This is a genomic window from Streptomyces sp. RLA131, assembly GCF_056270125.1.
On the sequence record NZ_JBWDOQ010000002.1, the window covers coordinates 7,986,578 to 7,999,026 of the forward strand.

General features: G+C 70.1%; 10 protein-coding genes and 2 pseudogenes. 8 read left to right on the plus strand and 4 right to left on the minus strand.

From position 1 onward, the window contains the following. Window positions 1-314 precede the first annotated feature (314 nt). Entirely contained in the window at window positions 315-605 is a 291-nt protein-coding gene (locus tag RWE79_RS37040; RefSeq protein WP_475944827.1) for a membrane dipeptidase, read from the plus strand. A 52-nt stretch (window positions 606-657) separates the two neighbouring features. On the opposite strand, the pseudogene RWE79_RS37045 reads toward RWE79_RS37040, so the two are convergent. Then, window positions 658-1,044, minus strand: a pseudogene (locus tag RWE79_RS37045) (N-acetyltransferase family protein); the annotation flags it as partial. 415 nt (window positions 1,045-1,459) lie between these two features. Between RWE79_RS37045 and RWE79_RS37050 the strand changes: the two are divergent. Further along, the gene (locus RWE79_RS37050) at window positions 1,460-1,927 is read left to right on the plus strand and encodes a nuclear transport factor 2 family protein (RefSeq protein ID WP_475944829.1); all 468 of its coding nucleotides are present in this window, start codon (window positions 1,460-1,462) and stop codon (window positions 1,925-1,927) included. Window positions 1,928-2,081: 154 nt separating this feature from the next. Here the strand turns inward: RWE79_RS37050 and RWE79_RS37055 are convergent, their stop codons facing one another. Continuing rightward, a complete protein-coding gene (locus tag RWE79_RS37055) occupies window positions 2,082-3,224 on the minus strand; it encodes an alpha/beta hydrolase (RefSeq protein ID WP_475944831.1) in 1,143 nt (380 codons plus the stop codon). Window positions 3,225-3,511: 287 nt separating this feature from the next. Further along, entirely contained in the window at window positions 3,512-3,994 is a 483-nt protein-coding gene (locus RWE79_RS37060; RefSeq protein ID WP_475944833.1) for a hypothetical protein, read from the minus strand. 180 nt (window positions 3,995-4,174) lie between these two features. Here RWE79_RS37060 and RWE79_RS37065 point away from each other — a divergent pair, with 180 nt between their 5' ends. Beyond that, window positions 4,175-6,466 carry a SpoIIE family protein phosphatase gene (locus RWE79_RS37065; protein WP_475944835.1) on the plus strand — a complete coding sequence of 764 codons (2,292 nt, stop codon included), beginning with the start codon at window positions 4,175-4,177 and terminating at the stop codon, window positions 6,464-6,466. A 256-nt stretch (window positions 6,467-6,722) separates the two neighbouring features. Beyond that, window positions 6,723-7,550, plus strand: coding sequence for an alpha/beta fold hydrolase (locus RWE79_RS37070; protein ID WP_475944837.1), 828 nt, complete (start codon window positions 6,723-6,725; stop codon window positions 7,548-7,550). 89 nt (window positions 7,551-7,639) lie between these two features. Here the strand turns inward: RWE79_RS37070 and RWE79_RS37075 are convergent, their stop codons facing one another. Continuing rightward, on the minus strand, window positions 7,640-8,440 hold the full coding sequence (locus tag RWE79_RS37075; protein WP_475944839.1) for an SCO4651 family lipoprotein: 801 nt from the start codon (window positions 8,438-8,440) through the stop codon (window positions 7,640-7,642). 767 nt (window positions 8,441-9,207) lie between these two features. On the opposite strand from RWE79_RS37075, the gene RWE79_RS37080 reads away from it, so the two are divergent. The 4 genes and pseudogenes from RWE79_RS37080 (at window position 9,208) to RWE79_RS37095 (ending at window position 12,386) form a co-directional block, all read left to right on the plus strand. Then, entirely contained in the window at window positions 9,208-9,720 is a 513-nt protein-coding gene (locus RWE79_RS37080) for a phosphotransferase family protein (protein ID WP_475944841.1), read from the plus strand. A gap of 268 nt (window positions 9,721-9,988) precedes the next feature. Then, window positions 9,989-10,399 carry a RidA family protein gene (locus tag RWE79_RS37085; RefSeq protein ID WP_475944843.1) on the plus strand — a complete coding sequence of 137 codons (411 nt, stop codon included), beginning with the start codon at window positions 9,989-9,991 and terminating at the stop codon, window positions 10,397-10,399. 275 nt (window positions 10,400-10,674) lie between these two features. Next, window positions 10,675-11,004: pseudogene (locus RWE79_RS37090) on the plus strand (SDR family oxidoreductase); the annotation flags it as partial. A gap of 35 nt (window positions 11,005-11,039) precedes the next feature. After that, window positions 11,040-12,386 (plus strand): CoA transferase, encoded by a 1,347-nt coding sequence (locus RWE79_RS37095; protein ID WP_475944845.1) that lies wholly within the window; start codon window positions 11,040-11,042, stop codon window positions 12,384-12,386. Window positions 12,387-12,449: the final 63 nt, after the last annotated feature.

The window sequence follows — 12,449 nt, forward strand, 5'->3', positions numbered from 1 at the left end:
ATTCGCCGGACCCGGACCGGGTCCCGCCCGCCGTGGGGGTGGGCGGTGCGGTGCGGCTGCCGCCGCCTGCGCCGGGCGCGCACGGTTCGTCCCGGGGCTGCCGGGGCCGCCGGGGCCGGTCGACCAGGTTTCCGGGGTGTCATCGAAGCGCGTCGGCCCCTCCGACGGACCCTTGACGCCCCCTTGGGAGGACGGCGTGGTGAGTACCCTCGTGCTGTGCTCCCAGCGCTATGTCGACCTGCTGCTGGTCTGCGGCTGTCTGTGTCGTCAGGACTGACCGTCCCTCCCTCGGCGTAACCGCGGCTCTCCTCGGCGTGTGTACCCCCGAGGTCACGGTTGCCCAGGTCGCCGACCACGTCGACCACGCCCGCGAGGTGGCCGGCGTCGGCCACCTCGGCCCCGGCGGCGACTACGACGGTGTCGACCACCGGCCCACCGGCCTCGCCGACGTCTCCGGCTACCCGGCCCTCTTCCGCGAACTCGCCGAACGCGGCTGTTCCCGGACCGAGTTGGAGGCACTGGCAGGGCGCAATGTGCTGCGCGTCCTGCGCGAGGCCGAACAGCACGCCACCGTACCGCTGTGGCCGGAGACCCCGCTGCGGTGAACGCCCCCGCGAGCCGGCCGGCCGGCCGGCCGTCCCGGCCGGGTCAGCCGGGTCAGCCGGGGGAGTCCAGGTCGAGGCGCAGGCGAACGTAGTCCGCGTCGCACGGACCCGGCCGGCGGTGCCCGTCCGGCTTCCATCCGTGCCGGGCGTAGAAGGCCTGGGCCCGGCTGTTGCGCTCCCACGCTTCGAGCAGCCCGGTGGACAGTGACGCATCGCGAAGGAACCGCACGAAGGCCGAGTGCAGCCGGCTGCCGATGCCTTGTCCCCAGTGGGCCGTGCTGACGTGGATCTGGTGGAGCTGCCCGGCAGCCGGGGCATCCACGTCGGCCTCCAGCGCTGGGCCCATCGCCAGAATGCCCACCATCCGCCCTTCGCGCACGGCACACAGCACGGTCCTGGTGTCGGACTGGACGGCACGCATCCAGGCCTCCCGCCGGCGGGAGCGCGCATCGGGGGAGGTGAGCTCGGGCGCCGAGAATCCGCCTGACCGCTAGTACGCGGTGCGGGCCCGCGTATGCAGGTCGGTGATCCCGTCCAGATCGGCGAGGTTCGCGGTTCGCGGTTCGCAGCAAGGTCCTGGGAGTCGTCACGATCATGTGACGCACTCCCCGCGATCCACAGTTCCCCGCTCGGCCGCAGGGCGGAGCCGGGCAGCGGGCGGACGTCGGTCAGGCCCGCGCCGGGGGATCGGTGGCGCCGCGCCCAACTCTGACGGCTGTACTCGTCCGTTCACCGATCCTGACCACAGGGGAGCAGACCGTGCCGCCGTGACGCCGTGCCGCACGAAGATGCGCCGGACGAACTGCCAGGGTGGACTTGATCAGTCCCTGGAGTCACCCAACGATGGAGTCAGCATGGCAAGCAGGCCGCCGGTACCTCCCTTCACGCGCGAGAGCGCCATGGAAAAAGTCCGCCAGGCGGAGGACGGCTGGAATTCCCGCGACCCCGCGAAGGTGTCCCTCGCCTACACACCGGGCAGCCGCTGGCGCAACCGCGCCGAATTCGTCAACGGACGCGAGGAGATCGTCGCCTTCCTCACCCGCAAGTGGACCAGGGAGCAGGACTACCGCCTCATCAAGGAACTCTGGGCCTTCGAGGGCAACCGCATCGCCGTCCGCTTCGCCTACGAGTGCCACGACGACTCCGGCAACTGGTACCGGTCCTACGGCAACGAGAACTGGGAGTTCGACGAGGACGGCCTGATGCGGGTGCGCCTCGCCTGCATCAACGACCTCGCCATCGCCGAGTCGGACCGCAAGTACCACTGGCCACTCGGACGGCGCCCCGACGATCATCCCGGCCTGTCCGACCTCGGGCTCTGAGCCGCCCAGGAGCGCCCGCCCCGCGCTTGCCCCGGCCTCCGCCGGTCCGTCGCCGCCCTGTGCAGGGTCGTGGCGGCCCGGCGGTGGCGAACGCCCTCCGTTCGCCCGGCTGTTGCAGTCGGGGGGCCGGGGCAGCGCTTCCCGCGGGTACCGTCTACTTGCCGCGGCCCGGATCCCCTGACGCGTACAGAGCCTCACGCAGCGCCGCGGTGATCTCGGCGACGGCCTGCTTGTTGGCCCGAGTGCCCGCGAGGGCGTTGAGCATCATGAAATCGTGGGTGACACCGGCGTAGTGGGACGTGGTGACCGGCACTCCCGCGGAGCGGAGCCTGGCGGCATAGGCGTTGGCCGCGTCCACGAGGACATCCGAGTCGGTGATCACCAGAGCCTGCGGCAGGTCGCGCAACTGGTCGACGGTGGCCTTCAGCGGAGAAGCCAGCGGGTTGGATCGGGCGGCCACGCGAGGAGCGTAGGCGTCCCAGAACCACTTCATGGCGGGCCTGGTGAGCCAGCAGTTCTCCGCGAAGCGCTTGTACGAAGGCGTGTCGAAGTCGGCGTCGGTGACGGGGTAGAGCATCGTCTGCTGGCGGAAGTGCGGGCCGCCTCGCTGCTTGGCCATCATGGCGACGGCAGCGGTCATGTCACCGCCCACGGAGTCGCCGGCGACAGCCAGCCGGCGGGAGTCGACGCCGATCGCGCTGCCGTGGGCGGCCACCCACCGGGCGACGGTGTAGGCCTGCTCGATCGGGACCGGGAACTGAGCCTCGGGCGAGGGGGTGTAGTCGACGAAGACAACGGCCGCGCGAGCCCTGTTGGCGATCTCCCGGACCAGTCGCTCGTGGGTCCTGAAGTTGCCCAGCACCCAGCCACCGCCGTGGATGTAGACGATGCCCGGCAGGTTTCCGACGACGCCTTCGGGCCGGACGACGTGCACGGCCACGTGCCCGGTCGGACCGCCGGGCACGGTCCGCCGGCTGATCCGGGCGGGCAGCATGTGCACGGGCCCCGCCTGCAGCTTGTTCAGCACCTGACGGGCGGCCGTGTACGACATCTTGTACAGCGGGGGCCCGCCGGCCGCCGCCAGCCCGTCGAGGAAGTCCTGGTCGGTCCTTACCAGCGTCACCGGCGGATTCCCGCAGGGCACGTACTTGGCCGATATGGGCTTGGGTACAGCGGCGATCGCATGGCTGCCGTCGGACTTGTCACTGCTGCGGCCGGCACAGGCACTGGCCGCCATACCGGTGGTCGCCAGCATCGCGGCCGCGACGCCGTAGCGGATGCGGCGAGTTCTGGGCACGGTACGGGACGGTTTCATCTTGTCGGATCCCAACGTGAGACTGGTTCCCCCAGGCCAGCCTGTGGGTCCGGCCGATCGCCGACGAGCCGGGCTAGCCCGTCAGTGTGCCCGCGGCCCATAACGGCTCGGGCCTCGGGCCGGGATCAGCGAGGCACCCGTGAACATGACGAGCGTGGACCGAGCCTGCCGCGGATCGGCGAGGAGCAGGGCTTTCACCGGCGCCGCACGAGGCCGGTCCGGTCGACCCACACCGCGGAGGCCGCGAGCCGCGAACGTCGTCGTCGCCGCTATCCGCGGGCCGCCGCGTCCATCCGGTCCAGGACACCGACTGTGACCACCGCGTAGGCGACGTGCGGGACGATGTCCGAGATCCAGTCGGAGACGGACCAGGTCCGCGGGTCGGTCACTCCCAGCGCTGTCATCGGCCCATTGGTGCCGATCAGCGCCCCGATCGCGGCAACGGTGTATTTCGGAGCCGATGCCGGGTGCCAGCCGGCTGCTTGTGCCAGGGACAGCACGGCTCCCATGCCGAGGCCGGCGGCGAATCCGGTCAGCGCGGCAAGGCCCGCGACCCGGTTGTCCAGGGCCTGACCCTCACCCGGAATGCCCAGATGCAACTTCGCCGCGAGCGCGCGCAGGGTCACTTCGGGTGCCGAGCTGGCGGGCCTGGCCCGCAGGGCCATATCGGCGTAACCGACGATGTTGAGCGCGGTCGTGCCGGCGGCGCCGGCCGCGGCCCCGTAGAGCAGCGGGCGCATCACACGGATCATGTCCGGTCCTCCTGCTCCACGCATACGTCCCGCACATCTCGCCCTATACCCTAAGAGGGTCCCATTTCGGACGGCACCCCGCATCACGTGAACATGTGCGGCGAGCTTCCGCGGCCAGGGCCGCCGCCACGCACCGGTTGCCGACCCGGGGGCGCGCCCGTTACCGAGGAGGTGCCAGTGGTGGCACACGACAGCTCGTTCACCCTGGACGACAGCGGAGATGTCTCCGAGTGGCGCGACGATACGAACAGGTTTCCGGCGCTTTCCGCGCGCGACGCCGTAGGCAAGCCCGCAGGACGCGTGCTGAACGCTCTGCTGGACCAGCTCGCCGGCGAGACCGGGCCCCGTACGCGGGCGGTCGTGCGGTTCGCCGCCAGCCGTGACGGCTCGGCGACCGTCATCGCCATTCGCGACGGCACAGTGCCCGACGACCAGGACGCGCACGTGGAAGCCGCCTTCGAGTCCTCGGCATTCGAGCAGTCCACCGCGGGTCTGGAAATATACGATGCCGACCTGCGCGTCCTGCGCAGCAACTCCGCCGCTCTCGCCATGCGTGGACGCTCAGCCGGCCAGGTGCTGCGCCGACCGGTCGCGGACCTCGGCTCGCGTCTTCCCCTGGCGCCGCTTCTGCGGCAGACCCTGGCCGGCGGCGAACCGGCCGTCCACCAGCAGATCGACGGGCACGACGGCCACGGGCACCAGCGCATCTTCGCCGTCACCGCCTTTCAGCTGCGGGAGGAGCGGCACATCATCGGTGCCGGCACCGTGATCCACGACGTCACCGATCAGACCCGTGCCCAGGCCGCCGCGCGTCTGCTCGCCCGGGCCCACGAAGAGATCGGTACCACTCTCGACGCCATGCGCACCGCCCGCGAACTCGCCACGGTCACCACCCGTGAGTTCGCCGACGCCGTCTCGGTCGACCTCATCGATTGCGTCCTGCGGGGAGAGGCCGCGCCCGCGCCTCCGGTCGGCACCGATGTGCCCCTGCGCAGGGCCGCCTTCGAAGCGCCGGGCAACCGCCCCGGTCTCTACTCGGTCGGGAAGACGAGCGGCTTCGTCTCCCCCACCCCGTACACGCAGGTGATGGCCGATCTCGTACCGCGGCTTCTGGACCCGCGGACCTCGCCGTCGGACTGGGTGATGAACGACGCCGCACGGGCCGGCGCGCTGAGGGAGGCCAGGATCCACTCGATGATGGTGGTGCCACTGGCGTTCCACGGGCGTGTCCTGGGACTGGCCAGCTTCTATCGCGGACCACGCCACCCCGTTGCCTTTGACGCGTCCGACGTGGTCCTGGCCGAACAGGTGAGCGCGAAAGCGTCCGTCCACATCGAGAACGCACGCTGCTACACGCGGGAGCACACCACCGCGGTCACACTGCAACGCAGCCTTCTCCCGCAGACGTTTCCCGTCCTGTCGGCGGTGAGTACGGCGCACTTCTACACACCGGGAACCCGGCAGACGGTCTGGTTCGACGTCATCGCGCTGTCCGGGGCGCGCGTAGGTCTGGCGATCGGACAAGTTCCCCAGCAGGGACTGAACGCCTCCGTCACCATGGGGCGTTTCCGTACGGCTCTGGCCACGCTCGCCGCGCTTGACCTTCCTCCCGACGAGCTGCTGGCCCATCTCGACGACGCCACCGGCCGTATCCTCTCCGACCAGGCAGTCCCGCAGGCGGGCGCGTTTCCCGCGTCGACGGATTCCCCCCGCTGTCAGTACGCCGTCTACGACCCCGTGACCGGCGAACTCGCCATCGCCGCCGCGGGCTGGCCAGCCCCCTTGCTCACCTCTCCGGCCGGTGACGTCACATCCCTGGACCTGCCGGTCGGTCCGCCGCTGGGACGCTGGGCAAGTTACGAGGTGAGCCGCCTGAACATCGCTGCGGAGAGCATGCTGACCCTCTACTCGGAATCACTCCTCGAGCCCGGCCCCCGGGCGGAAGGAAGCCTGGCGGAACTACGACAGGCCGTCGCCCGCTCGGGCCAGGATCCCAAAGCCATCTGCGACTGCATCGTGCACAGCCTGCCGAGCCGGCAGGGATACGACGGTGCCGCCATCCTCGCCGCCCGCACCCACCGTCTTCGCGACGATCACATCGCCACGTGGACAGGAACGCGGGAGCCGGACACGGTTGCCGTCAGCCGGGAGAAGGCCAGTGACCAACTCGTACGCTGGGGCCTCGACACGCATGTATTCACCACGGAACTGGTCGTCAGCGAGCTCGTGACCAACGTGATCCGGCACGCCAGCGGCAACCCGACGGTACGTCTCATACTCGACCGGTCGTTGACGATCGAGGTCTCCGACGAAGCCACCACCGCACCGCACCTGCGCCATGCCCGAGCCCAGGACGAAGACGGACGCGGCCTGCTGATCATCGCCGCCCTCGCGCGGCGCTGGGGAACCCGGTACACGCCGAACGGAAAGATCATCTGGGTCGAGGAACCGCTCACCGACGACGAGGCGTAGCCCGCTTCCGGGGAGGCGCCGGGGCTCGGGCCGGGGCTCGGGCCGGCGGGGCCGGGCGACGCGCTGAAACGATGCTTCTCGGGTAGCGTGGTTGCGACGACGTGCTGATTCCGGTCGCCTTTCGCTGCTGACCTCTCCGTCGACGCGCCACGCACGTCATCAACTACTGGTTCGCGGCGTGACATCCACCTTCCGGCCGGGCACCGAACTCCACCGACGCATGGAGTCCTGCGATCAGTCCGAAAGGAACCGCACCATGCCCTTCGTCACCGCCAAAGACGGCACAGAGATCTTCTACAAGGACTGGGGATCGGGCCCGCCGGTCGTGTTCTCCCACGGCTGGCCACTGATCGCCGACGCATGGGACCCGCAGCTGAAGCTGATGGCGGACAACGGCTTCCGCGCCATCGCCCACGACCGGCGCGGGGGCGGACGCTCCGGCCAGACCTGGGACGGCCACAATCTCGACACGTACGCCGACGACCTGGCATCGCTCGTCGAGACCCTCGACCTGCGCGACGCCATCCTGGTCGGCCACTCCACCGGCGGCGGCGAGGTCGCGCGCTACATCGGCAGGCACGGATCCAGCCGCGTCGCCAAGGCCGTACTGCTCAGCGCGATCCCGCCGCTGATGCTCAAGACGGAAGCGAACCCCGAAGGACTGCCGATCGAGGTCTTCGACGAGATCCGGGCAGGCGTCGCGAAGGACCGCTCGCAGTTCTACCAGGACCTCAGCGCCAGCTTCTACGGCGCCAACCGCGACGGATCAACCGTCACCGAGGGCACCCGCGACGAGTTCTGGCTCTGGTCGATGTCGGTGGCCATCAAGGCCGCCTACGACTGCGTCAAGGCGTTCTCCGAGACGGACCTGACCGAGGACCTCAAGAAGTTCGACGTCCCCACCCTGATCGCGCATGGCGACGACGACCAGATCGTTCCTCTCGTGGCCTCCGGCGACAAGTCGTCCAAGCTGGTCAAGGACGCGATCCTCAAGATCTACCCCGGCGCCCCGCACGGCCTGGCCATGGTCCCCGTGTTCGCCGAACGGTTCAACGCCGACCTGCTCGAATTCGCACGCGGCTGATAGCGGCCTCGTCGACGTCACCGCGACGGCGAAGCGGCCCGGGAGCCGCTCGCCAGCGCTGGGCGACGGAGGCTGCCGGGGCCCGAGGGTCACTTCGAGAGCTGGTCGGTGAAGTCGGCGGTGTCCGAGGCCGGGGGAACCGTGATCGTGCGGGTTGAACCGAACGACAGGAAGTCCATTGTGACCTTCACCTTGCCGAACTTCTCGCCGAGTCTGACTGGCAGGTTTTTGCCGTCCACCCAGACATCGACGGTGACGGAGTCCACCGACCCGGTCAGGGAGCTGAGCAGGGTCTTCTTGTCCTTCTTGGTCAGCGCGTTCTTCAGGGTGCCTATGTTGTCCTTGTCGATCTTGGCGTGGTAGTGACGCGTCTTCGTGCCGCGGATCGTCTGCGCGCCGAGGTCCTTGGTGTTCTTCGACAGGGCGAAGTAGCGCAGGCCCGCCGTCGGGTCGGCATTGCCCTGGACCGAGTCGGCACCGGACTGTCCCAGGACCGCCGCCACATCCACGCGCAGCCAGTGCTTGCCCTTGAGCAGACCCTCGGGCTGCGGGTCAACGCCGTAGTAGTAGGCGCCCTTGACCATTTTCGCCCGTATTCGCGGATCGTCCTGCACCGAGTCCAACTGTGCCGCGACGGTGTCCATCGTTATGTCGAACGCGGCGCCCTTCCCCCACGAGTAGACGCCCGTCATGGACACCGGACTGCCCGATCCGCGATCGATGGTCATCTCCAGCCGCGCCGATCCGAGCTTCTGCGTCCGCGCTGTCACGCGCGACAGCGCCGCGGTGATCGACTCCGTGTGGTCCACCGCCTTGTCCGCGGTGTTCCGCACGGACTGCGCGGTGCACCCGGCCGCGGCCAGCGCCACGACCGTGACCGCTGCCGTCAAGGTCGCACGCGCACCCCTGGACTGCCCCACCATTCCCCACCCCTCAGCACCACAAGTGCAGTTGTGAATCAGCTGTGCGCACTTTATCCCCCGCAACTGACATGCACGCGTCCGGGCCCGGTTGTTCCCGGTCCGGTACGCACTACCACCCGGCGCTGGTCACGCGGGAGCCTGTTCACCGGCGCCTACAGGGGGATCAGACCTGCTGTCGTCTGCTTGAAAGCACAGGCGTCGAAGTAGAACGGGCTCAAGTGCTCCTCGAAGTCGGTTTCGGAACGAGGAGGACTCGTTCACGCCCCGCGATGCCCAGCGCGGGGAAGTAGGTGCGGCTGTGTCTGCGGATCCGGCAGCCGTCTGCGAGAAACGCGTCGTGCGAACGGCGGACCTACGTCCAGCAGTCGGCCGGCCGGGGCCGCACCCGAATGGCCGGTTTCTTCGAGGTGTCCGACAGTCGCAGCGCCGTCCGGGCGAGATGCCGACCGGAGCGGCCAAGAAGGCGAGAGGCTGGATCCATGCACACTGGAGAGGGCGAAGTGCCACTGCCCGGAGGGCGGATCACGCCGGGTGTCGTCCGCGTTGGCGACACAGTCCGCCGACCCGCCACAGCCAGGTCGGCCTTCGTCGCCGAATTGCTGAACCACCTTCAACAACGCGGGTTCAATGGCGCACCGCGGTATCTCGGACTCGATGACGCGGGCCGCGACACCTTCACGTATGTGCCTGGCCGAGTACCGGCCAGATTCCACCTCTGGAAGGACGATCAGGTGGTGGCTGCCGGCGCTCTCCTGCGCTCGCTGCATGAGGCCACCCGCGGCAGCCACCTCACCGGAACCTCTCCCGTCGTCTGCCATCACGATCCCGGCCCGAACAACGCCGTCTTCCACCAGGACCGGCCGGTGGCCTTCATCGACTTCGATACAGCCGCCCCCGGCGACCCCCTGGAAGACCTCGGATACATGGCCTGGACCTGGTGCATCTCCTCCAAGCCGCAAGCCCCGTCCGCCCACGCCCAGGCAGCCCAGGTACGGATTCTCGCCGACGCCTACGGGCTGGACACTCCCGAGCGCGGCGACCTCGTCGACGCCATTCTCGACCGCCAGCACCGCAACGCCCTCTGGTGGCGCCGGCACCTCAACGCTTCAGAGCCCCGTGTGGCCGGCAGGGAGCAGATCCTTGCCCGGATCGCCTGGTCCCGGCGTGAACACGACCACACAGCCGCCAACCGCGAGGTCTTCGCGAGCGCTCTACGCTGGCCGAGCTCGGTTGCGCCTGGAGGCTGAATACGCAAAGTGAATCCGGCACACTACGGGCAGCCGTCGGACGTCGCCGCGACCGTGGCCCATCCTCATGACCGCTGCCGGTCACCCCACCCCGGTCCCGGCCGACCAAACTGCTGGCGGACTCGAAGTCCACATCCCCGACACGACGAGAGACCGGTCTCAACGGCCCTACCCATCAGGACAGATGCTCAGCGGTACTGACCACCCGTGGTTCCTCGGGCCGGAAAACACGGTGCGTGCCGGCGGCGGAGCCATCAGAGTCGCGGGCATGAGTGCGAAGATCACCCGTATCAATCCCGACCAGTTGCATGAAACGCCCGGCTATCACCACATCACCGTCGTCGAGGCCGGCCGGACGGCCTACCTGGCGGGACAGTGCCCACTCGACCGCAGGGGATCCCTCGTCGGTTCGGGCTCCCTCGACATGCAGATCGACCAGGTCGCGGCAAACGCTCTGACCGCTCTGGCTGCGGTCGGCGCCCAACCGCAGCATGTCGTTCGCTCGGTGATCTACGTGTGCAGTGATGCCACCGACGTCCTGGGCGCCGCGTGGCGACGGCTCACCAGCTCGGTCATCGGTCCGGCTTTCACCACCGCCAGCACGCTCCTTGGCGTCGCACAGCTCGGCTTCGGCGGACAACTGGTCGAGGTGGACCTCACCGTAGCGCTGCCCGATTGAACCTGTGCCGCCTGGCTGCCGCGTCAAACGGGCTCTCGGCGCTCAGGGCGGTCACCACCCTCGACAACGCGGCGTCCATGGCCGTACTCGGGCGCAACGGGTTCGCCGCCGTGGGGGACATCATGCTCAACGGGCGACCCGGCGTCCGGTATGAGCGCCGTATCCTCCCCCCTTCCTGACACGCGTGACTCGTCGGCCGGGTCGAGAACTCTTCTACGCTTGCTTCCGTTCGTTACGAGGCGGACGTCCGGACCGAGCAGGGGGCTGGCTTTTCGATGCGCGTTCTGATCGCAGGCGCTACGGGTGCGGTCGGCCGGCTGCTTGTCCCGCTGCTGCTGGACGCCGGGCACGAGGTCACCGGGACCTCGCGTTCCCTGGCAGGGGTTGAGCGGGTACGGAGTCAGGGTGCGTCAGCCGTCCAGGTGGACGCATTCGACCCGGACAGCCTGCGGCGGGTGGTGACAGAGGCCGCGCCTGATGCGCTGATCCACCAGCTGACCGACCTTTCGGACGCCGATGGGGCGGCCAACAGCCGGCTCCGCCGGGAGGGCACGCGCAATCTGGTGGACACCGGCGAGGCGATGAGGATTATCGTGGTCAGGTCGCTGGAGCTGTCAGCCCACGGACGGAGGACGGGACCGTGCCGCCGACCGTGCAGCGCTGGCTGGACTCCTTCGGGGTCGCCCCCGGCCCGCTCCCTGCCGTCGTCGCCGTCGGCTGCGCGCACCTGGCCTGGGCGGCGTCCGGCGCCATGCGACTCACCGGCCGCCCCGACGGCCCGCCCGTCCTCGCGCCGCCCCGGCTGCCCGCGCTGCTGCACGAGGCGGCGCGGGTCCTGACGATGCTCGGCGCGGACGCCGGACGACCCGTCCGAGTGGACCCCGCGACGCTGCTGAGCGGCCGGGCCGGTGCCCGCGGGCTGAGCCGACGGGGACACATATCGGCGGGCGGGGCCACCCGTCTGCTGCGTGCACGGGAAGGATGGTGTGCGCTCACCCTCAGCCGTCCCTCCGACCTGGAACTGGTGCCCGCGATGCTCGGCCGTGTCACGGGCGGCGACCCCTGGCAGGATCTCACCGCTGCGGCCGGGGCGGCGACAGCGCGGGACTTCGCGGCGCGCGCGCAGCTGCTGGGGATCCCTGCCGCCGCGCTGCCCTCCGAGGTACCCGTGGTGGACGTGCCGTGGCGCGTGACCCGGCTGGCACCGGCCGCGGCGCGCGTCTCCCTGGAGGGGACTCTGGTCGTGGACCTCTCGTCGCTGTGGGCCGGGCCGTTGTGCGCGCGTCTGCTGCACCGGGCCGGAGCCCGGGTGGTCAAGGTGGAGAGCACCCGCCGCCCCGACGGAGCCCGGACGGGCGCCCCACGGTTCTACGACTGGCTGCACGCCGGGCACGAGAGCGTCGCGGTCGATTTCACCACCGCCGAGGGGCGCGCGGCACTGGCCGACCTGGTGGGCGCCGCCGACATCGTCATCGAGGCCTCCCGGCCCCGTGCCCTGGCGCAACTGGGCCTGGCGCCGGAGACGTTGGCGCACCGGCCGGGCAAGGTCTGGATCAGCGTCACGGGATACGGACGCGGCTGCCCGGAACAGGTGGCCTTCGGGGACGACGCGGCCGTCGCCGGTGGCCTGGTCGGCTGGTCCGACGGCACGCCGGTCTTCTGTGCCGACGCCGTCGCCGATCCGCTCACCGGAATCGTCGCCGCGCTCGCCGCGCTGGGTTCGCTGGCCGCGGGCGGCGGACACCTGATCGACATCGCCATGGGGGACGTGGCCGCGGCGTTCGCCGCACCCGCCCCCGGGAACGACCATGGCCCGCACCGGGTGCGGTGCGGGCCCGGCGGATGGTTCGTCGACTGCGCCGCGCTGGGCCGTACCCAGGAGGTCCTGCCCGCCCGTCCGCCCGAGGCGACCGGTACGGCGGCGGCGATGGGAGCCGACACCCGTCAGGTACTCGCGTCCTTCCGGCCGAAGAGCGGGAGGGGCTGAGGCGGGACTGAGGCGGGACTGGGGCGGGACTGGGGCGGGTCTGAGGCAGGACCCGGTCGCCGG